At 73.3% G+C, this 20,569-nt stretch carries 18 protein-coding genes, 4 tRNA genes and 1 other RNA gene; 11 read left to right on the top strand and 12 right to left on the bottom strand.

Features of this window, described 5'->3' with window-relative positions; all coding sequences use genetic code 11:
- Positions 1-28 precede the first annotated feature (28 nt).
- A complete protein-coding gene (locus BX286_RS19600) occupies positions 29-1,453 on the top strand; it encodes a sulfatase (protein WP_261993468.1) in 1,425 nt (474 codons plus the stop codon).
- A 6-nt stretch (positions 1,454-1,459) separates the two neighbouring features.
- Here the strand turns inward: BX286_RS19600 and BX286_RS19595 are convergent, their stop codons facing one another.
- The 5 genes from BX286_RS19595 to purS form a co-directional block, all read right to left on the bottom strand.
- Positions 1,460-1,999, bottom strand: a complete 540-nt coding sequence (locus BX286_RS19595; RefSeq protein WP_121015650.1) for an META domain-containing protein — start codon at positions 1,997-1,999, stop codon at positions 1,460-1,462.
- 1 nt (position 2,000) lies between these two features.
- On the bottom strand, positions 2,001-2,792 hold the full coding sequence (locus BX286_RS19590) for a maleylpyruvate isomerase family mycothiol-dependent enzyme (RefSeq protein WP_079428898.1): 792 nt from the start codon (positions 2,790-2,792) through the stop codon (positions 2,001-2,003).
- 179 nt (positions 2,793-2,971) lie between these two features.
- The gene (gene purL, locus BX286_RS19585) at positions 2,972-5,221 is read right to left on the bottom strand and encodes a phosphoribosylformylglycinamidine synthase subunit PurL (RefSeq protein WP_079428896.1); all 2,250 of its coding nucleotides are present in this window, start codon (positions 5,219-5,221) and stop codon (positions 2,972-2,974) included.
- Entirely contained in the window at positions 5,218-5,898 is a 681-nt protein-coding gene (gene purQ, locus BX286_RS19580) for a phosphoribosylformylglycinamidine synthase subunit PurQ (protein WP_079428894.1), read from the bottom strand. Before purQ ends, purL begins: the two co-directional genes overlap by 4 nt.
- A gap of 2 nt (positions 5,899-5,900) precedes the next feature.
- On the bottom strand, positions 5,901-6,152 hold the full coding sequence (purS, locus tag BX286_RS19575) for a phosphoribosylformylglycinamidine synthase subunit PurS (RefSeq protein ID WP_257790362.1): 252 nt from the start codon (positions 6,150-6,152) through the stop codon (positions 5,901-5,903).
- Positions 6,153-6,473: 321 nt separating this feature from the next.
- On the opposite strand from purS, the gene BX286_RS19570 reads away from it, so the two are divergent.
- The 6 genes from BX286_RS19570 to BX286_RS19545 all read left to right on the top strand — a co-directional run bounded on the left by BX286_RS19570 (position 6,474) and on the right by BX286_RS19545 (position 9,276).
- Positions 6,474-6,791, top strand: coding sequence for an Lsr2 family protein (locus BX286_RS19570; protein WP_079428892.1), 318 nt, complete (start codon positions 6,474-6,476; stop codon positions 6,789-6,791).
- Positions 6,792-6,878: 87 nt separating this feature from the next.
- Positions 6,879-6,950 (top strand) — tRNA-Gly (locus BX286_RS19565).
- An 81-nt stretch (positions 6,951-7,031) separates the two neighbouring features.
- Positions 7,032-7,104 (top strand) — tRNA-Gly (locus BX286_RS19560).
- 222 nt (positions 7,105-7,326) lie between these two features.
- Positions 7,327-8,571 carry a sensor histidine kinase gene (locus BX286_RS19555; protein WP_079428890.1) on the top strand — a complete coding sequence of 415 codons (1,245 nt, stop codon included), beginning with the start codon at positions 7,327-7,329 and terminating at the stop codon, positions 8,569-8,571.
- Positions 8,568-9,179 (top strand): response regulator transcription factor, encoded by a 612-nt coding sequence (locus tag BX286_RS19550; protein WP_079428888.1) that lies wholly within the window; start codon positions 8,568-8,570, stop codon positions 9,177-9,179. The genes BX286_RS19555 and BX286_RS19550 overlap by 4 nt, the downstream gene beginning before the upstream one ends.
- 24 nt (positions 9,180-9,203) lie before the next feature.
- Positions 9,204-9,276: transfer RNA gene (locus BX286_RS19545), tRNA-Gly, on the top strand.
- 44 nt (positions 9,277-9,320) lie between these two features.
- On the opposite strand, the gene BX286_RS19540 is transcribed toward BX286_RS19545, so the two are convergent.
- The 6 genes from BX286_RS19540 to ffs all read right to left on the bottom strand — a co-directional run bounded on the left by BX286_RS19540 (position 9,321) and on the right by ffs (position 18,062).
- Positions 9,321-10,223, bottom strand: coding sequence for a phosphoribosylaminoimidazolesuccinocarboxamide synthase (locus BX286_RS19540; protein ID WP_079428886.1), 903 nt, complete (start codon positions 10,221-10,223; stop codon positions 9,321-9,323).
- 114 nt (positions 10,224-10,337) lie between these two features.
- Complete coding sequence (locus BX286_RS19535; protein ID WP_121015648.1) at positions 10,338-11,813, bottom strand: N,N-dimethylformamidase beta subunit family domain-containing protein; 1,476 nt, start codon at positions 11,811-11,813, stop codon at positions 10,338-10,340.
- A gap of 293 nt (positions 11,814-12,106) precedes the next feature.
- Positions 12,107-14,026, bottom strand: a complete 1,920-nt coding sequence (locus BX286_RS19530; protein WP_121015646.1) for a hypothetical protein — start codon at positions 14,024-14,026, stop codon at positions 12,107-12,109.
- A gap of 288 nt (positions 14,027-14,314) precedes the next feature.
- Entirely contained in the window at positions 14,315-15,568 is a 1,254-nt protein-coding gene (purD, locus tag BX286_RS19525; RefSeq protein WP_079431843.1) for a phosphoribosylamine--glycine ligase, read from the bottom strand.
- A gap of 61 nt (positions 15,569-15,629) precedes the next feature.
- On the bottom strand, positions 15,630-17,909 hold the full coding sequence (locus BX286_RS19520; RefSeq protein WP_121015644.1) for a DNA polymerase III subunit gamma and tau: 2,280 nt from the start codon (positions 17,907-17,909) through the stop codon (positions 15,630-15,632).
- Positions 17,910-17,963: 54 nt separating this feature from the next.
- Positions 17,964-18,062: signal recognition particle sRNA small type (gene ffs / locus BX286_RS19515), an RNA gene on the bottom strand.
- Positions 18,063-18,182: 120 nt separating this feature from the next.
- Between ffs and BX286_RS19510 the strand changes: the two genes are divergently transcribed.
- The 3 genes from BX286_RS19510 to BX286_RS19500 all read left to right on the top strand — a co-directional run bounded on the left by BX286_RS19510 (position 18,183) and on the right by BX286_RS19500 (position 19,068).
- A tRNA-Ser gene (locus BX286_RS19510) sits at positions 18,183-18,270 on the top strand.
- Between the two features lie 157 nt (positions 18,271-18,427).
- Complete coding sequence (locus BX286_RS19505) at positions 18,428-18,643, top strand: type II toxin-antitoxin system VapB family antitoxin (RefSeq protein WP_079428878.1); 216 nt, start codon at positions 18,428-18,430, stop codon at positions 18,641-18,643.
- Complete coding sequence (locus BX286_RS19500; protein ID WP_100863258.1) at positions 18,640-19,068, top strand: PIN domain nuclease; 429 nt, start codon at positions 18,640-18,642, stop codon at positions 19,066-19,068. The genes BX286_RS19505 and BX286_RS19500 overlap by 4 nt, the downstream gene beginning before the upstream one ends.
- Before the next feature lie 82 nt (positions 19,069-19,150).
- On the opposite strand, the gene BX286_RS19495 is transcribed toward BX286_RS19500, so the two are convergent.
- Positions 19,151-19,822: a hypothetical protein gene (locus BX286_RS19495; RefSeq protein ID WP_121015642.1), complete on the bottom strand. Its 672-nt coding sequence runs from the start codon at positions 19,820-19,822 to the stop codon at positions 19,151-19,153.
- A 110-nt stretch (positions 19,823-19,932) separates the two neighbouring features.
- Here BX286_RS19495 and BX286_RS19490 point away from each other — a divergent pair, with 110 nt between their 5' ends.
- Positions 19,933-20,568, top strand: a complete 636-nt coding sequence (locus BX286_RS19490; RefSeq protein ID WP_121015640.1) for a TetR/AcrR family transcriptional regulator — start codon at positions 19,933-19,935, stop codon at positions 20,566-20,568.
- Position 20,569: the final 1 nt, after the last annotated feature.

Here is a 20,569-nt window from a genome sequence, read left to right as displayed (position 1 = left end):
GGCTGCCGAGCCCTGTCCTGGAGTATTCGTGTCTTCGTCCAACAGCAAGCTGTCCCGCCGTGCCTTCGGAGGTGCCGTCGGAGCGACCGCGGCGGCCGCCGCCGCGGGCCTGGGCGCCGGTCCGGCGCACGCCGCCGAGGCCCCTGGTGCGGCCCCTCGGGAGCGCGCGTTCCGCGCCGCGCGGGGCCGCCACTCGCGGCGCCCGAACATCCTGTTCATCCTGGGCGACGACCTCGGCTGGGCCGATCTGTCCTCGTACGGGTCCCCGCACATCAAGACCCCGAACCTGGACCGCCTCGCCCGCGAGGGGGTCCGCTTCACGGACGCCTACTCCGGCTCCGCCACCTGCTCCCCGACCCGCTTCAGCCTGTACACCGGCCGGTACCCGGCCCGTACGAAGGGCGGTCTGGCGGAGCCGATCGCCGACAAGTCGGCCGGACTGGAGCCCACGCACCCCACCCTCGCCTCGCTGCTGCGCGCCGGCGGGTACGCCACCGCGCTGATCGGCAAGTGGCACTGCGGCTACCTGCCGGACTACAGCCCCACCCGGTCGGGCTGGGAGGAGTTCTTCGGGAACTTCGGCGGGGCGCTGGAGTACTACTCCAAGCTGGGCCTGGGCGGCGAGTACGACCTGTACGAGGGCGACGCCGAGTACAAGGACCTGCGCTACTACACGAGGATCATCACGGAGCGGGCGAGCGAGTACGTCTCGCGTGACCACCACGGCAAGCCCTGGCTGCTGAACCTGAACTTCACCACCCCGCACTGGCCGTGGATCGCCGAGGGGGACACTGCGGAGAGCGCCGGGATCGTCCGGCGGATCAAGGCGGGCGATGCCCGGGCGCTGTGGCACCAGGACGGCGGCTCGGTGGAGAAGTACCGGCAGATGGTGGAAGACCTGGACCGCTCGGTGGGCCGGGTGCTGGACGCGCTGAAGCGCTCGGGCCAGGAGGAGGACACCCTGGTCGTCTTCTCCAGCGACAACGGCGGCGAGCGCTTCTCCTACAACTGGCCGCTCTCCGGCAACAAGGCCTCCCTCCAGGAGGGCGGGATCAGGGTGCCGAACATCCTGCGCTGGCCCGCCCGGATCGACGGCGGCCAGGTCAGCCGGGTCCCGGTGTTCAGCCCCGACTGGACGGCGACCCTGCTGGAGGTCGCCGGGGCCCGCCCGGACCCGGCGTACCCGCTGGACGGGGTGAGCCTGGCCGGGTACCTGCTGCGCGGCGAGGGGATCGCCGAGCGCGACCTGTTCTGGCGGGTGCGCGGGGAGCGGGCGCTGCGCCGGGGCGACTGGAAGTACTACCGCGGCAGGTCGGGCCGGGACCAGCTGTTCGACCTGGCCGGGGACGTGCGCGAGCAGGCCGACCGGGCCGCCGCGGAACCGGGCCGCCTGGCGGAGCTGCGGGCGGCCTGGGAGAAGACGGACGCGGGGCTGCTCCCGTACCCGGCCTGAGCCCGCTCACTCGGCGGCCGAGGCCGCCTCGGCGGTCAGGGTCCGGCCGTCGGCCGCGGTGAGGGTGAGGGTGCGCCCGTGGATCTTCCAGGCGAGCGGGCCCGCGCCGAACAGGCCGGTGAGCGTCCGCTCGACCTCGCCGGGCGGGCCCTCGCACGCCATGCGGGTACTGGTGACCGGGCCGAAGGTGACGGTGTCGCCGGTGACGGCGGCCGGGGCGCTGAACCGGTTGCAGCCGAGGCTGCCGCCGGCGGTGCCGTCGGGGGCCAGGGTGAACCGGGCCCGGCCGGCCGCTCCGGCGGGGACCGGGGCGCCGGACAGGGCGGTCACGGTCCAGTCGGTCACGGTCAGCGGGGCGGCGGCGGCCGGTTCCGGGGCCGTGGCGGTGATCCGGCCGGTCACGGGGATGCCGCTCCCGCCCTGCGGGGCCGCCGTGCAGCCGGTCAGCGCCGCCAGGACGAGGACCAGCCCTGCGGCGGCGGGCCCGGCGGGGTGCCTGAGGATGCGCATGCCGCTGGGACGGGCCCGGGCTGCCTCCGGTTCCACCTCAGCTCATCAGCGGCAGCAGCCCGGACAGGTCGGCCCGCTCGCCGCCGGCGCTGACCCGGGCCTCCTCCAGGGCCTCGGCCCAGCCGGTCCGGCCGGTGGCGAGCCGGAGCCAGGTCAGCGGGTCGGTCTCGACCACGTTGGGCGGGGTGCCGCGGGTGTGCCGGGGGCCCTCGACGCACTGGACCACGGCGAAGGGCGGGATCCGCACCTCCACCGCCCCGCCGGGCGCCTTCACGGCGAGGGCGTCGGCGAGCAGCCGGGTGCAGGCGGCCAGGGCCTGCCGCTCCAGGGGGATGTCCAGGCCGGTGGCCCGGTTCAGGTCGTCGGTGTGCACCACGAGCTCCACGGTCCGGGTGACCAGGAAGTCGGCGAGGGTCATGTCCCCGATCCACAGGTGCATCACCCGGCTGCCGGGGTTCGCCTCCAGGGCCTCGGCCATCCGCGCGCCCGCCCGCTCGAACAGCTCGGCGAGCGGGGCGCCGGCCAGGGTCTCCCGGGCGGCCTCGGAGATCTTCCCGGCGAGGGAGGCGGTGGCGAAGGGCCACTCGACGGCGCTCAGCTCGGCGATGGCGGCCGGCGGCCGGGCCAGCCCCCCGGCCAGCGAGTCCGCGATCCAGGCGATGTGCCCGGCGAGGTCCCCGACGCTCCACTCCCCGACCCCGCTGGGCCGCGCGAGCTCCGCCGCCCCCAAGTCCCGCACGGCTGCGGCGACATGCCCGAACTGGGCGGTGACGGCCGCGCGGATCTTCGCTTGGTCGTAGGTACGCGTCTTCTTCTTCCCGGGCGCCATGCCCCGACCCTACTGGGGGAGGCTCAGCCCCCGTGCAGCCTCGGCGTGCGGCCGTCGCGGCGGCGTAGGCCCTGAACACCTCGTCGAGCCGGGCTCGCCGCCAACCGGTCCCGGGAACGGCCGGGCCCCCGTCCGGACGGGCCGGACGGGGGCTCGGTGCGGCGGGCGCCGGGGCGGGATCAGGCCAGGAGGGCCGGGATCGTGGCCTCGTGGGCCTCGCGGAGTTCCGCCAGGGGGAGGGTGAACTCGCCCTGGACCTCGATCTCCTCGCCGTCCACCACGCCGATGCGGGTGGCGGGGAGGCCCCGCGCGCCGCACATGTCGGTGAAGCGGAGCTCCTCGCTGCGCGGGACCGACACGATGGCGCGGCCCGCGGACTCGGAGAACAGGAAGGTGAACGCGTCCAGGCCCTCGGGGACGACGATCCGCGCACCGTTGCCGCCCTTGAGGCAGGACTCGGTGAGCGCCTGGATCACGCCGCCGTCGGACAGGTCGTGCGCGGCGTCGATCATGCCGTCGCGCGAGGCCGAGATCAGGATGTCGGCCAGGAGCTTCTCGCGGCCCAGGTCCACCTTGGGCGGCAGGCCGCCGAGGTGGTCGTGGACGACCTGGGACCACGCCGAGCCGCCGAACTCCTCGGCCGTGTCGCCCAGCAGGTACAGGAGCTGGCCGGTCTCCTTGAACGCCATCGGCGTGCGGCGGTTGACGTCGTCGATGACGCCGAGGACCGCCACGACCGGCGTCGGGTGGATCGCGACGTCGCCCGTCTGGTTGTAGAGGGAGACGTTGCCGCCGGTCACCGGAGTGCCCAGCTCCAGGCAGCCGTCCGCGAGGCCGCGGGTGGCCTCGGCGAACTGCCACATGACGCCCGGGTCCTCGGGGGAGCCGAAGTTCAGGCAGTCGGAGATGGCCAGCGGCTTGGCGCCGGTCGCGGCGACGTTGCGGTACGCCTCGGCCAGGGCCAGCTGCGCGCCCGTGTACGGGTCGAGCTTGGCGTAGCGGCCGTTGCCGTCGGTGGCCATGGCGACGCCGAGGTTGGACTCCTCGTCGATGCGGACCATGCCCGCGTCCTCGGGCTGCGCCAGGACGGTGTTGCCCTGCACGAAGCGGTCGTACTGGTCGGTGACCCAGGACTTGGAGGCCTGGTTCGGGGAGGAGACCAGGGCCAGGACCTGCGCGCGGAGCTCCTCGGAGGTCTGCGGGCGGGGCAGCAGGCCCGCGTCGTCGGCCTGGAGGGCGTCCTGCCACTCGGGGCGGGCGTAGGGGCGGTGGTAGACCGGGCCCTCGTGGGCGACGGTGCCCGGGGGCACGTCCACGATCTGCTCGCCGTGCCAGAAGATCTCCAGGCGCTCGCCGTCGGTCACCTCACCGATGACGGTGGCGATGACGTCCCACTTCTCGCAGATCTCCATGAAGCGGGCGACGTGCTGCGGCTCGACGATCGCGCACATGCGCTCCTGCGACTCGCTCATGAGGATCTCCTCGGGCGAGAGCGTCGCGTCGCGCAGCGGGACGGTGTCCAGCTCGACCCGCATGCCGCCGGAACCGGCCGAGGCCAGCTCGGAGGTGGCGCAGGAGAGCCCGGCGCCGCCGAGGTCCTGGATGCCCGCGACCAGCTTCTCCTTGAAGATCTCCAGGGTGCACTCGATGAGGAGCTTCTCCTGGAAGGGGTCGCCGACCTGGACCGCGGGGCGCTTGGTGGGCTTGCTGTCGTCGAAGGTCTCCGAGGCCAGCACGGACACGCCGCCGATGCCGTCGCCGCCCGTGCGGGCGCCGTAGAGGATGACCTTGTTGCCGGGGCCGGAGGCCTTGGCGAGGTGGATGTCCTCGTGCTTCATCACGCCGATGCAGCCGGCGTTGACCAGCGGGTTGCCCTGGTAGCAGGCGTCGAAGACGACCTCGCCGCCGATGTTGGGCAGGCCCAGGCAGTTGCCGTAGCCGCCGATGCCCGCGACGACGCCCGGCAGGACGCGCTTGGTGTCGGGGTGGTCGGCGGCGCCGAAGCGCAGCGGGTCCACGACGGCGACCGGGCGGGCGCCCATGGCGAGGATGTCGCGGACGATGCCGCCGACGCCGGTGGCCGCGCCCTGGTAGGGCTCGATGTACGACGGGTGGTTGTGCGACTCGACCTTGAAAGTGACCGCGTAGCCCTGGCCGACGTCGACGACGCCGGCGTTCTCGCCGATGCCGACGAGCATGGCGTCGTTCTCGGGGGCCTTCTCGCCGAACTGCTTCAGGTGGACCTTGCTGCTCTTGTACGAGCAGTGCTCGGACCACATGACGGAGTACATGGCGAGCTCGGCGCCGGTGGGACGGCGGCCGAGGATCTCGCGGATCCGGGCGTACTCGTCCTCCTTGAGGCCGAGTTCCTTCCAGGGCTGGGAGGCGTCCGGGGTCTCGGTGGCGTTCTTTACGGTGTCGAGGCTCATGCGCTGACCAGCTTCTTCAGGACCGACGTGAAGAACGGGAGGCCGTCGGTGCGGCCGGTCCCGATCAGCGGCTCGACCGCGTGCTCGGGGTGCGGCATCAGGCCGACGACGTTGCCCTCGGCGTTGGTGATCCCGGCGATGTCGCGCAGCGAGCCGTTCGGGTTCATGTCCACGTACCGGAAGGCCACTCGGCCTTCGGCCTCCAGTTCGTCGAGCGTGCGCTCGTCGGCGACGTACCGGCCGTCCATGTTCTTGAGCGGGACCGAGATCTCCTGGCCCTGCTCGTAGTCGCCGGTCCAGGCGGTCTGCGCGTTCTCCACGCGCAGCTTCTGGTCGCGGCAGATGAAGTGGAGGTGGTTGTTGCGGAGCATCGCCCCCGGCAGCAGGTGGGCCTCGGTGAGGACCTGGAAGCCGTTGCAGATGCCGAGGACCGGCATGCCGGCCCTGGCCTGCTCGGTGATGGTCTCCATCACCGGCGAGAAGCGGGAGATGGCCCCGGCGCGCAGGTAGTCCCCGTAGGAGAAGCCGCCCGCGAGGACGACCGCGTCGACCTGGTGCAGGTCCTTGTCGCGGTGCCACAGCGAGACCGGCTCGGCCCCCGCGAGGCGGACGGCGCGCAGCGAGTCACGGTCGTCGAGCGTTCCGGGGAACGTGACGACACCGATGCGAGTGGTCACCGTCAGGCCTCGACCTTCACGGTGAAGTCTTCGATGACGGTGTTGGCGAGGAACGTTTCGGCCATCTTGTGGATGCGGTCGAGGGCGGCCTGGTCGACCTCTCCCTCCACTTCCAGTTCGAAGCGCTTCCCCTGGCGGACGTCGGCGATCCCCTCGAAGCCCAGGCGCGGCAGTGCACGCTGCACCGCCTGGCCCTGGGGGTCGAGGATCTCCGGCTTGAGCATGACGTCGACTACGACGCGTGCCACTGGCACTCCCGATGAGGTGGTTGGTGCAAGGCGGTTCCCTCAGCGTACCCGGCCAAAATTTCTACGCGGGTAGATATCGGACGGGGGCGAGGGGCCCGCGGTTTCGGCTTCACCAACGCTTCGCAAAATCCACCGGAAAACCACTCGCCCGGCATTGCGGCGGGACACGCGGGGGGAATTAACTGGGCTTCGCAATTCAATGGGATTCGCGGTACAAAGGAATCAGCCGGGATTCCGACGGTTTGACGTATTCCACCGAAACATCCACACAGGCGACATCACCGCACGTCAGCGCGCGCGGCGAGGCGCACGAAGGGACCGATATCCGTGGCGCAGCGCGTAGTAGTCACGATCTCCGACGACCTCGACGGCGGGGAAGCGTCGGAAACGGTCACGTTCGCCCTGGACGGTAAGTCCTACGAGATCGACCTCAATGTGGCGAACGCAAAGAAACTGCGGAAGAGCCTGGCGCCCTTCGTGGCCGCCGGCCGCCGCCAGTCCCGCTCGGGCAAGGCCTTCAAGCACACGGCCGTCGCCCCGGACCCGGCGGTCGTCCGGGCCTGGGCCCGCTCCAACGGGCACGACGTGCCTCCGCGCGGGCGCATCCCGAAGGCGGTCTACGCGGCCTACAACGACGCCCACTGACCCCGGATTTGCCATGCACCCCCTCCGATCGGCTAATGTGTGGATCACGCCGAGGGGCCAGGCCGGAAGGCCGGGAACCGAAGTCGTGCGGGTGTAGTTCAGTAGCAGAACACCCCCCTTCCAGGGGGGAGGCGCAGTGTGCAATCCCTGTCACCCGCTCTGCATCGCTTTACCGACCACGGTCGTGGATCAGGTAGAGTGAGGCACACAGCCAACGGCTCTCGGGTCGTAGCTGGGTATGCGGACGTAGCTCAGTTGGTAGAGCACCACCTTGCCAAGGTGGATGTCGCGCGTTCGAGTCGCGTCGTCCGCTCAGATGACAGAGGCCCCGATCTTCGATCGGGGCCTCTGTCGTTGTGTCGTGCCGTTGCGCCTTTGTGGCACGGCTCACCCCCGATGACAAATGTCATCGGGGGTGATGACAACGCGCACTGCTCCCCCGCCCGGCCCGCCGGGAGCCTTGGAGCATGCTGTCCAGCGGTGGTTCCGGTGGGAACCGCGCCGTTGGACGAGGGAAGGGCCGGGGGGACGGGTCGTGTCGAAGCTGACCGGGTGGTGGAAGAACCGCAGCAGTGCGGGCAAGGTCGAGGTGTACACGCGCTGGTCGTTCCACTTCTTCGTCCTCGTGGAGATCTTCTCGTTCGGGTCGATGGCCTTCACGGTCCAGGGGAAGCTCTCCCCGCACTCCCCGGCCGTCCCCACCGCGGCCTTCCTGGTGGTCTGCGCGCACTCCGTCCTCGTCGGGTTCCTTTCCTCCAGGGCCCTGGACGGGGTGAGCGGCCGGCGCGAACGGCCCGTGCGGCTCGCGGTGGTGACCATGGTGCTCACCTCCGCCGCCGTGCTCCTCCTCATCTGTCTGCGCCGGTTCGCCGGGCTCGACGCGACCGCGGCGCCCGGCATGGTGGTCGGGGTGAGCTGCTTCGGCTGCGGATCGTTCGTGATGACCCTGCAGAAGGTCCGGCACATGAGGTACGTGCCCCCGGCCGCCGCGGCCGGGACCGCTGTGGCCGCCGCCGCGCTGGGCCTGCCGTCGAACGAGGTCGTCGGGTACTTCGTCAGCGTCCTGCTGGCCTCTGCCTTCCTCGCCTTCACCTGCGGGTTCTCCGGCTGGCTGCTGCGCACCGTCTACGAGCTCGACCACGCCCGGGAGCTCCAGGCCCGGCTCGCCGTCGCGGAGGAGCGGCTGCGGTTCGGGCGGGACCTGCACGACGTGATGGGCCGCAACCTGGCGGTCATCGCCCTCAAGAGCGAGCTGGCGGTGCAGCTGGCCCGGCGCGAACGCCCCGAGGCCGTGGACCAGATGATCGAGGTGCAGCGGATCGCGCGCGAGTCGCAGATGGAGGTGCGCGACGTCGTGCGCGGCTACCGGGAGGCGGACCTCGCGGTGGAACTGGAGGGCGCCCGCGGGGTACTCAGCGCGGCCGGGATGGACTGCCGGGTCGAGTTCGCGACGGCCGGGCGGGAACTGCCGGCCGAAGTGCAGTCGGCGCTCGGCTGGGTGGTCCGGGAGGCGACCACGAACGTACTGCGGCACGGGGACGCCCGCAGCTGCCTGATCCGGCTGACGAACCGGGAGGGCGCGGGCACCCTGACCCTGCTGGTGGAGAACGACGGGGTGCCCGAGGCACCCGCCGGACCGCCCGGATCCGGGCTCGCGGGGCTGCGGGAGCGGCTCGCGGCCGTCGGCGGGACCCTGCACGCGGGGCCGGCCGGCGGCGGCCGGTTCCGGCTGCGGGCCGAGATACCCCTGGACGCACGACGAGTGGAGGTGCGGGCGTGAGCCCCGTACGGGTACTGCTGGCGGATGACGAGCACCTGATCCGGGGCGCGCTGGCCGCCCTGCTGGGTCTGGAGGACGATCTGGCGGTCGTCGCCGAGGCGGCCTCCGGGCCGGAGGCGCTGGCCATGGCGCGGGCCCACCGGCCCGACGTGGCGGTGCTGGACCTCCAGATGCCGGGGGCGGACGGTGTGAGCGTCGCCACGGCACTGCGGGCCGAACTGCCCGACTGCAAGGTCATGATCGTGACCAGTCACGGCCGTCCCGGGCATCTGAAGCGGGCCCTCGCGGCGGGGGTGCGGGCCTTCGCCCCGAAGACGGTCTCGGCGCAGCGGCTGGCGGAGCTGATCCGTACCGTGCACGCCGGAGGCCGTTACGTGGACCCGGGGTTGGCGGCCGACGCGATCAGCGCGGGTGACTCCCCGCTGACGGCCCGCGAGGCCGAGGTGCTGGAACTCGCCGCGGACGGGGCGCCCGTCGCGGAGATCGCGGAGCGGGCCCGCCTGTCGCCGGGGACCGTGCGGAACTACCTGTCCTCGGCGGCCACGAAGCTGGGCGCCGGGAACCGTCACACGGCGGTGCGTCTCGCCCGGTCCCGGGGTTGGGTATAGTAGGTCTCGCGCTACGGCGCACAGGCGGACATAGCTCAGTTGGTAGAGCACCACCTTGCCAAGGTGGATGTCGCGCGTTCGAGTCGCGTTGTCCGCTCAGCGAACGAAGGCCCCGATCGGTTGATCGGGGCCTTCGGCGTATCAGCTCCAGGTCTGGCCGGTCAGGCGCTCGTAGGCCTCGACGTACTTGGCGCGGGTCTGCGCCACGACCCCCTGCGGGAGGACCGGCGGCGGGAGTTCGCCCTTGGAGTCCCAGCCGGAGGCCGGGGAGGCCAGCCAGTCGCGGACGTACTGCTTGTCGAACGAGGGCTGCGTGCGGCCCGGCTGCCACTGGTCGGCGGGCCAGAAGCGGGACGAGTCCGGGGTGAGGACCTCGTCGGCGGCGACGAGCGTGCCGTCCTTGTCGAAGCCGAACTCGAACTTGGTGTCCGCGAGGATGATGCCGCGCTCGCGGGCGATGTCGCGGGCCCGCCCGTACACGGCGAGGGTGGTCTGGCGCAGCAGCGCCGCCGTCTCGGCGCCGGTGGTGCGGGCAACCTCCTCGTAGGAGACGTTCTCGTCGTGGTCGCCGACCTCGGCCTTGGCGGCCGGGGTGAAGATCGGGGCGGGCAGCTCGGAGCCGTCCACCAGGCCCTCGGGGAGGGCGAGGCCGCAGACCGTGCGGGTCTGGACGTACTCCTTGAGGCCGGAGCCGGTGAGGTAGCCGCGGGCCACGCACTCGACGGGCACCATGTCGAGGCTCTTGCAGACCAGCGTGCGGCCCTCCCAGTCGGCGGGGGCGCCGGCGGGCAGGTCGGTGCTGATGACGTGGTTCGGGACCAGGTCCACGAGCTGCTCGAACCACCAGAGGGAGAGCTGCGTCAGGATGCGGCCCTTCTCCGGGATCTCGGTGGGCAGCACCCAGTCGGCGGCGGAGATGCGGTCGCTGGCGACCATGACGAGGTTGCCGTCCTCGTCGCGGTAGAGGTCGCGGACCTTGCCGGTGTGGAGGTGGACGAGGCCGGGCACCTGCACCGGCTCGGGCTTTTCGACGAATCCGGGCACGGGGTCTCCCTGTGGTTCTGTACGAGCGCGGGGCGCGTGACCATTCTCCCGCACGGGATGCCGTGCCCGGGGCAGGGGGGTGCGCCGTTCCCGGCCCGGAGCGCCCCGGCCGCCTCAGTCGCGCTTGCAGATCCGGTCGAGGAGGTTGGCCGTGGCCCGCTGGATCCGTTCGTCCACGTGCCCGGGGCGGTCCAGGGCGGGTGACCAGGCGAAGGTGCCGGAGGCGAAGACGAGGGCGCCGCTGGGGGCCCGGTAGAGGGAGGTCTCCTGGTGCCGCTTGGTGCCCTCGCCGTCAAGGTACGGGGAGTGGGCGAGCAGGATCCGGTCCTGGTGCTCGGGGAGCTGGGTGCGCGGGAAGTACCGGTCGGCCTCGCCCGCCACCAGGCCGTCGAGGGCGTCGTTCTCGGCGGCGCCGGTGGAGTCCCAGAGCCAGTGCGTGGCGTTGCGGACGATCAGGGGGGCGGGCTCGGGGACGCGGCCCGCGTACTGGATGCCGAGCAGCTGCTGCTCGGGGCGGTCGACCTCGCGCCACAGGCTGGGGCGGCCGGGGCCACGGCGTTTTCGGCAGGTCAGGAGCCGGTCGGGCACCCCGGAGGGGGAGGGGGCCAGTTCGACCTGCCAGTACATGGTGTTGGCGGAGAGGAAGACGAGCGAGGTGCCGTGGTCGCGGGCGCGTTCCACGGTGCGGCGCATGGGGAGCGACCAGTACTCGTCGTGGCCGGGGAAGACCAGGCCCCGGTAGCGGGTGGGGTCGACGCGGCCGGCGTGCAGGTCGCGGGTGTCGGCGTAGGCGAGGTCGTAGCCGTAGCGCTCGGCCCAGCGGATGAAGTCGTAGGCGTGGCCGACGTGCAGGGGCAGGCCGGCGCCCGCGTAGGGGCGGTCGAAGGAGACGGTGATGGCCGCGTCCTGCTCCCCGAGGAGCCGGCCCTCCTCGTCCCAGGCGTGGTAGAGGCTGGCGCCGGTGCGGCCGTCCTCGGGGTAGAGGTTGTAGGCCTGCCAGGTGATGTCCGGGAGCAGGAGCAGGAGGTCGGCGGGGTGGTCGTCGCGGACCGTGAAGGGGATGTGGGAGCGGTAGCCGTCGGCGGTGGTGAGGACGGCCACGTACGCGCCGATGCTCCAGTACGAGGGGACCTGGAGCCGCCAGGACTGCCACCAGTGGTGGCAGGAGACCGTGCGGTCGGCGGTGAGCGGGGGCGGCTGGACGATGCCGGACAGCCGGGGGCTGGTGGTGATCTTCGAGGCGCCGTCGCCGCCGTAGTGGCCGATGCGGTAGACGTCGACCTGGAACTGCTGGGGCGGGTCGACGGTGATGTGGAAGTCGATGGCCTCGCCCGGGGCGACGGCCCCGGTGGAGGTGAAGCCCTTGATCTGCCGGTGCACGTCGTCGGCGGTCCGGGGGCCGCCGCCACGGGACGGGGGGGTCTGGCCGGGGGCCAGGGCGGGGTCCACGTACCAGGGGACGACCTGGCCGGTGTCGTCGAAGTACACCTCGCTGCCCCGGAACCAGGGCAGCGGGCCCTGGCCGAAGGGGTCGTTCACCGCGTGCGCGAGCGCACCCGATTCCCACCGCCGGATCTGGTCCGAACCCATTCCGCTCCCCTCCCTCGCGCCCCCGAACGCGTCTCTCGAACACGGTGGTGCGAGGCGGGTTTCGGACACCCGCGTCGCGACCGATCCCAGCACATCACATAACGCACTCACTCCGTCACCGTTCGTCGCGAATTGACGGGATCGGAACCCGGGACGCCGCTTGCGCGTGGCGGGTGGGGTGGCGCCGGGGTGGCCCTCGGGGTGGCGCCGCCGGCACCGCCGCCCTGGGCGTACGGGGGCAGCGGGCGGGCCGGGGTCGGAGGCGGGGGTGCTACGGGTCCGAATCAGGTGGCTCAGACGAGCCGGACGGGCTTTTCCGGGCGGACGCCCAGCTCCGCGAGCCAGTCGCGGAGGGGGTCCGGGTCTCCGTCCTCGACGAGGGAGAGGACCTTGGGGGCCAGGTCCGCCCGGCGCTCGCCGTCGACCAGCAGGACCGGGCCGTCGAGCCAGTCCAGGCCGGGGCCGGCGCCCGCCGAGTCCACGGCCGCGCAGCACACCAGGGCCGTCACGTGGTCGGCGAGCAGGTCCCGGCCACTGCGCGGGGGCTGGAGCGGGAACAGGGGGAGGGCGTCGGCACCCCTGCCGGGGCCGCGGCCGGCCGGGCCGGCGTCGGCGGTGCGTTCCTCCCGCGCGAGGTCCCCGCTGAGCCTCCCGGCCAGGGCCTCCCCGGCGGCCCCGTCGCCGGCGGGGTCCGTGAGGTACCCGAGCACCCGCTCCAGCGTCGGCCCGCCGAAGGCGTGGTGGACGGCCTCGGGGGCGGGCGGGGCTCCCTCGGCACCGGGCGGCGGCGTGGGCCGGGGGGTGGTGGCCTGAGCGGTGCCCCGGGCGGCCGCCCGCGCGGCGGTGGGGGCCGCGGGCTCGGCGGCTCCGGACGCGGTCTCGGACCGGGCGGTCGTCGCGGCTGTCGCCGGGGCCGCGGGCTGCCCGGCCGCACGGGTCGTCTGCCCGCCGCCGGGCGCGGGCGCCTCGGCCCGGGCTCCGGCCGGCGCCGCCGCCGACGCGGGGGACGGCCCGGCTCCCGAGGGGACGGAGAGGGCGTCGAGGGCCGCGTGGAGCCGGGCCGCCTCCACGCGCCACTTGCGGTCGACGACCTCCTCCGGGTACGCCGCCCAGTCCACCGGCGACCACTCCGGGCCGGCCTCCGCCGGGCCGCCGTGGAACAGCCGGGCCGCCAGCAGCGAGGCCGCCTCGTCGATCAGCCCGGGCTGCTCCAGCAGATCGCACGCGGGGCGCTCCCCGAGGCGCGAGGCGAAACCGTCCGCCAGCCGGTCGCGCCGGGACAGCTCGGTCAGGGCGGAGACGACCCCCGCGTCGAGATGCGCGGGCCAGCGGCCCATCCGCCAGGCGGGCAGCGCGACCCGGGTCAGCAGCCGGTCCCAGCCCGCGTAGGCGAGGCCGACCTGCTCCTGGGCGGCGGTGCGCATCGCCTGGTCCACACCCTGTGCACGATCCGAGGCCGCCGCGGCCACCCCGCGCTCCATCTCGGCGGCGTCCGCACCGCACAGCCGCAGCAGCAGCCGGGCGGGCCGGGCGACGAGCCAGCCCAGGCCGGGCCGTCCGCCCACGTCCACCGCCGCGTCCAGCCCCCGGACGAAGCCGCGGGCGTCGGCTATGTCCGGGTGCGCGGAGGGGCCGGTACCGGCGACGACCGGCGCCAGAAGGGCCCGTAGCTCCGCGACCCGCATCCACCACAGGAACGGCGAGCCGATGACCAGCACGGGCGCCGCGCCGGGCTGCGACTCGGGGCGGTCGGCTCCGCTCGTGCCGGCGGATATCCGCGCGCCGGCCCGGCGGTGCGCACCGTGGCTGCGGTCCTCCAGCCAGCTGTCGCAGTCAGGGGTCAGGGCTATCGCGGAGGGCGCGGGCACGCCCATCCGGTCGGCAAGGTCCCGTACGAGCCGGTACAGGTCGGGCGCGGCGGCCTCGGGCAGCGGCACGGTGGGCGTCACGGCGGGCCTCGCCCGCAGCACCACGGCACCGAAGATCCCGCCCGCCAGCAGCACGAGCGCGGCCACCGCGCAGACGGCCAGGGTGACGGCCGGCCAGGGGTCGCCGGCCAGCCGGCCCGTCATCCGGGCGGCAACCAGCACCACCGCGAGGGCGGCGGGCAGCAGCACGGCGGCCAGCGCCCTGCTGCGGACCCGCAGCACGGCGAGGGCCCGGGAGCGCGCGGACGGCACGCCCACTTCTGCGATCGAACCGGTTCCGGACACGGCCGGACCTCACCCCCTCTGCCCTGCGGCGGCTTTGCTCACTCCCCCACTGTGACACCCGCCACTGACATCGCAATGCCGGTGGGCCATGTGCCGGAATGCTTGCGCCGCACCCTAGTTGGGGCGCACGCGGCCGTCAGGCGGACAAGGGGACCATCACCCGATGGAATGGCTTTGGGCAAAGGTGGGTGCGCTCGAGCGCCGCTGGAGGCAGGCGCACGCGGGCGCACGCGAGGGCCCGGTGCGCGCCGTCGCGCCCCGGGCCCCCGGTACTCACGGGCCTGCTGGTCAGCGGCCCTCGGCCGCCTTCGCGGCGATGTCCGTGCGGTGCTGGGAACCGTCGAGCCGGATCCGTGCGACGGCCTTATAAGCCCTCTCGCGGGCCTGCGCCAGGTCCGTGCCGGTCGCCGTCACCGACAGCACGCGGCCGCCCGCGCTGACGACGGAATCGCCCTCCCGGCGGGTCCCGGCGTGCAGCACGTACGCCTCGGGGCCGTCCTCGGCCGCCACCTCGGCGAGCCCCTCGATCGGGTCCCCGGTGCGCGGGGTGCCGGGGTAGTTGTGCGAGGCGATGACCACCGTGACGGCGGCCTCGTCGCTCCAGGTCAGCGGCGGCAGGGTGTCCAGGGTGCCGTTCGCGGCGCCCAGCAGCACGCCCGCCAGCGGGGTGCGCAGCCGGGCGAGGACGACCTGGGTCTCGGGGTCGCCGAAGCGGGCGTTGAACTCGATCACCCGGGTACCGCGGCCGGTGAGCGCGAGACCGGCGTAGAGCAGGCCGGAGAAGGGGGTGCCGCGGTGGCGGAGCTCGTCCACGGTCGGCTGGAGGACGGTCTCCAGGACCTCCTCGACCAGCTTCGGGTCGGCCCACGGGAGCGGGGAGTACGCACCCATGCCGCCGGTGTTGGGGCCCTCGTCGCCGTCGAGCGCGCGCTTGAAGTCCTGCGCGGGCTGGAGCGGCAGCACGGTGACGCCGTCGGTGATGGCGAAGAGGGAGACCTCGGGGCCGTCGAGGTACTCCTCGATGACGACGCGGTCGCAGCCGGCGGCGTGCGCCCGGGCGGCCTCGCGGTCCTCGGTGACGACGACGCCCTTGCCTGCGGCGAGGCCGTCGTCCTTGACCACGTACGGGGCGCCGAAGGCGTCCAGGGCCGCGTCGACCTCCTCGGCGGTGGTGCAGACGTAGCTGCGGGCGGTCGGGACGCCTGCGGCGGCCATCACGTCCTTGGCGAAGGCCTTGGAGCCCTCCAGCTGCGCCGCCTCGCCGGACGGGCCGAAGACGGGGATGCCGGCCGCGCGGACGGCGTCGCCGACCCCGGCGACCAGCGGTGCCTCCGGGCCGACGACGACCAGGTCGGCGCCGAGTTCCGTGGCGAGCGCGGCGACCGCGTCGCCGTCGAGGGCGTCGACCGGGCGCAGCTCGGCCACCTCGGCGATGCCGGCGTTGCCGGGGGCGCAGTACAGCGCGGAGACGTCGGGGTCGAGGGACAGAGAGCGGCACAGGGCATGTTCGCGGGCGCCGCCGCCGATGACGAGGACCTTCACGCCGCCCAGGGTAGCCCGGACGGCGTGGCCGGTTTCGTGCGGCCACCCCAATACCGGGGGCCTACTCGTTCGTGTATTCCTCCACAACGGTCGCTCCGAGCTCGCGCACGATCAGGTCGTGTCCGGTCAGGGCGCTGTCGACGAGGTCGGGATCGTCCGCCTCGGGCACGTCGTCCTCGGGGGCCACCGGCGGCGGCGCGTGCTGCACGGGCGGCTGCGGCGCGGGGGCCGCCTGCGGGGCCGGCGGCTGCGACGGCTGCTGCTGCGGGGCGGGGGCCTGCGGGGATGACGCCGGAGAGGGCGGCGGGCTGTAGGCGGGCGCCGGGGGCGGGCTGTAGGCGGGGCCGGCCGGGGCCCCGTACGAGGGTGCCGAGGGAGCGGGGCTCCCTCCGCCCACGACGGCGTCGATCTTCCAGTGCACCTGGAACTGCTCGGCGAGCACCGCCTTCAGGACGTCCTCGCTGCCGCTGCTCGCGAAGTTGTCGCGGGCTCCGGGGTTGGGGAAGGCGAGCTGCAGGGTGGTCCCGTCGAAGCCGGTGACCTGGGCGTTCTGGCTGAGCAGGATCCAGGTGAAGCGGCGGCGGTTCTTGACGGCCTCCAGCACGCCCGGCCACATCGCCTGCACCTGCCCGGCCCCGGCCGCCATCTCGGCGGAGGGCGCGGCGGAACCGGCCGCGGCGGGCGCGGCCTGCGCCGGCGCGGGGGCCGGAGCGGGCGTCCGTGCGGGGGCGCCGCTGCCGGGCGCGGCCGCGGTGGGCCAGGCCCCCGCGGCGGGAGCGCCACCACCGGCTCCGGGCCAGGCACCGGGCGCGGAGGCGGCGGGCGGCGCGGCGGGCGCGGGCGCGCCGCTGCCGGGCTGCGCGGCACCGGGCCACGCCCCGGGCGCCTGCGCGGGCGGCGTCTGAACGGGAGGAGCCGGGGCCTGAACCGGAGCCGGGGCCTGAACGGGAGCCTGCGCCGGCTCGGCCACGGGCGCCGGTACCGCTGCCGGGGCCGGAACCGCCGCGGGAGCGGGCGCCTGCACCGGCCCGGCATCCGCCACGGGGCCCCGTACAGCGGCACGCGCGGCGGCCACCCCGCCCCCCGGCCCGGCCGGGGCCATCCCGTGGACGTCGGGTCCGGGCACGTACCCCATGGCCACCGGCCCGGCGGACGAGCCGGCGAAGGCGGCACCGGCGGGCGGACCGCTGCGCTCCAGCCGGTCGAGCCGGGCCTGCACGGACCGCTCGTCGTCGAAGGCGGCCGGGAGCAGCACCCGGGCGCAGATCAGCTCCAGCTGGAGGCGCGGCGAGGTGGCCCCGCGCATCTCCGTGAGCCCGGCGTTGACCAGGTCGGCGGCGCGGCTGAGCTCGGCGGCGCCGAAGACCGAAGCCTGCGCCTGCATCCGCTCCACCACGTCGGCGGGGGCGTCGATGAGCCCCTTCTCCCCGGCGTCGGGCACGGCGGCCAGGATCACCAGGTCGCGCAGCCGCTCCAGCAGGTCGGCGACGAACCGGCGCGGGTCGTTCCCGCCCTCGACCACCCGGTCGACGACCTCGAACGCGGCGGCCCCGTCCCCGGCGGCGAAGGCGTCCACGACGGAGTCGAGCAGCGAGCCCTCGGTGTAGCCGAGCAGGGAGGTGGCCATGGCATACGTCACACCCTCCTCGCCCGCACCGGCGAGGAGCTGGTCCATGACGGACATGGAGTCACGCACGGACCCGGCGCCGGCCCGCACGACGAGCGGCAGCACCCCGTCCTCGACCTCGGCGCCCTCGCGCCCGCACACCTCGCCGAGGTAGTCCCTCAGCGTCCCGGGCGGCACGAGCCGGAACGGATAGTGGTGCGTACGCGACCGGATCGTCCCGATGACCTTCTCGGGCTCGGTCGTCGCGAAGATGAACTTGAGGTGCTCCGGCGGCTCCTCGACCACCTTCAGCAGGGCGTTGAAGCCCGCCGAGGTGACCATGTGGGCCTCGTCGATGATGTAGATCTTGTACCGGCTGGACGCGGGCCCGAAGAAGGCCTTCTCGCGCAGGTCACGGGCGTCGTCGACACCACCGTGGGAGGCGGCGTCGATCTCGATCACGTCGATCGAGCCCGGCCCGTTCCTCGCCAGGTCACGGCAGGACTGGCACTCGCCGCAGGGGTCGGGAGTGGGACCCTGCTCACAGTTGAGGCAGCGGGCCAGGATGCGCGCGCTGGTCGTCTTTCCACACCCGCGCGGCCCGCTGAACAGGTACGCGTGGTTGACCCGGTTGTTCCGCAGGGCCTGCATCAGCGGGACAGTGACATGCTCCTGCCCGATGACCTCGGCGAACGACTCGGGGCGATAGCGGCGGTACAGCGCAAGGGACGACACGTCTACGAGGTTATCCGGGCCCACCGACAACGGCCGCCCGCCGCCGCCCCCGGAACGCAAAGCGCCCCCCACGCACCCGCCAGAGCCCACTTACCCTTGCTGCCTTCCGGCCCTGGGGGAGTTGGGTGAGATAGCGCCACGTGAGGGGCTGGCACCCACCCTAGCGGATGGAACCCCCCGGAATCGAGCCCGCCCCGACCGCCCTCCCCCGCCCCGCCCCCCGATCCGGATCGTGTTCGCGAGCACCCCTCAACGTCTTGTATTGTTTGCGGCGGAGGATTCGCCTAGAGGCCTAGGGCGCACGCTTGGAAAGCGTGTTGGGGGCAACCCCTCACGAGTTCGAATCTCGTATCCTCCGCCAGCCCAGAGGGCCGGACCGCATCAGCGGTCCGGCCCTCTGGCGTTTCCCCGGCACCGTCCGCGGTCAGGGCCTCGTGCGCGTCGCCCCCGTCGCCCGTGGCATCGATGAACTGCGCGAGATACACTTGGTTCCATACTTGATATCAAGGAGGTGCATCATGAGTCGGACAGTGATTGACCTCGATGACGAGCTGGTGGCAGACGTGGCCAAGGCCCTGGGGACCAGCACCAAGAAGGAGACGGTCAACACAGCCCTGCGCGAGGTGCTGGAGAACAGGCGGCGGGCGCTGGCCCTGACCCGCCTGCGCGCCGCGGCCGACGAAGGCGCGTTCGATCTGACCCTCTTCGAGGACAAGCGGAACTACCGACGTTGAACGCCGCTCTCTACCTGATCGACACCAGCGCCCTCGCCCGCTTCATGCGGGGCGACGCGGAGCAGTACGGCTGGGACCAGGCGGCGGCCGCCGGCCTGATCGCCACGTGCCCCATCACCGAGCTGGAGTTCTTCTACAGCGCCCGGTCGGCTGCCGACCGGGCGCGCGGTATCGAGGACGTGCGACTGCTCTTCGGCTGGGTCCCCGTCGACGACCGGGCTTACGACCGCGCCTGGCAGGTTCAGGAGGCCCTCACCAAGCAGGGCAAGCACCGCAGCGCCGGTGCGGTGGACCTCGTCGTCGCCGCGACTGCCGAGTTGCAGGGGCTCACCCTCCTGCACTGTGACCACGACTTCGAAAGCATCGCCGCTGTGACCGGCCAGCCGCTTCAGTGGTACGGCCCCGAGGGCCGTAAGCAGGTGTAAGCAGACGTAAAGCAGGCGAGAGGGCCGGACCGCGCGAGCGGTCCGGCCCTCTGGCGTTTCCCCGGTTCGGGGCGGGCGGGGGTCAGGTGGTCGTGTGGGTCGGCGTGGGGTGGGGGAGGTGGCGGCGGATCATCCAGGTTGCCGCTGCGAGGGCGAAGCCGTAGGCGGCCACCAGGCCGTGGCCGTTCTCCTGCGTCAGCCACATCGCGAGGCCGAGGGCGGGGACGCCCACCGCCAGGGCGATCTCCTTGGGGAGGCGGGTGCGGGTGAGGAAGGCGAGGGCGAGGGTGGCGCCGAGGAAGTAGGTGGCGCCCGAGCTGCCGGCGAAGTTGCGCGGGTCGATGCCCGGGCCGCCGCCGAAGCCGAGCAGGGCGTCGATCCGGCCGGGGAGCACGATGCCGGCGAGGAAGAAGCCGAGGGTCAGCGGGCCGCCCCAGTACCACTGGGCGAGCGCGGCGACCGCGGCCAGGGTGACGAGGTTCCACAGGCCGCCGAAGAGGCCGCCGTTCTGCATGAACACCGAGGTGAACTCGCGCCACCAGCCGGACTTGGCCGGGTCCGCGTCCAGCGCGTCCATGGCCCCGGACCACAGCAGCTGGAGCACGACCCCGCCGACGGCGACGGCGGTCAGGGCGACGGCCGCCCAGGGCAGCGGTCGCGACCGCAGCGTGCCGCGCCCGACCACGCCGAGCCCGCAGTTGACCATCATGACCATCAGCGCGGCCGTGGTCACGTTGAAGACGATCGCCTCCATGCTCCGGCTCCTCCCCCTGGCGACGGCGTTTCCAACACCGTTCGAAAATCTGTTGGGGCAAAGCTAGCAGAGATTCCAACAGTGTTGGAATACGTTGTACGGTGGAACGCATGAAGCTCACCAAGGAGCGCATCGTCGACGCGGGCATGGCCGTCTTCGCAGAGGTCGGCTACCAGAACCTGTCCATGCGCCAGGTCGCCGACCGCCTCGACACCCATGCGGGCAGCCTCTACTACCACGTGCGCGGCAAGGACGAACTGCTCGCGCTGATGGCCGACCGGGTCTGCCGGCGGGCGTACGACGCCGGAACGCAGGCCCTCGCGGGCCTCCCGCCCGCAGCCGCCTGGCAGGAGCAGGTCGAGGCACAGGCCACCGCCCTGCGCCTGAGCATCAAGGAGCACCCCGGCGGCGCCCAGCTCCTCGCCGAGAGCCCCGGCACGCTCAGCACCGGCGCCCTCTCCCTGATGGAACGGCTGCTGCGCACCCTCCTCGACGCCGGCCTGCCCGCCGGACACTGCGGCATCGCCGCCGACACCCTGCTCAGCCACGTCACCGGCTTCGTCCTCCAGGAACAGAACCAGCCGGCCGCGCCCCCCGCCGTCACCCCCGAGCTCCACGCCGAACTGCGCGAGCGGTTCCCCCTGCTCATGGGCCCCTCGATGCCGCACCTGAGCCAGGACGAGAAGTTCACCCGGAGCCTGCGCCTGCTCTGCGCCGGCTTCGCGACGCTCGTGGAGGCGCGGTAGC

This window comes from Streptomyces sp. 3211.6 (genome assembly GCF_003634815.1).
GTDB lineage: Bacteria > Actinomycetota > Actinomycetes > Streptomycetales > Streptomycetaceae > Streptomyces > Streptomyces katrae_A.
This window is presented reverse-complemented; position numbering and strand designations above follow the sequence as displayed.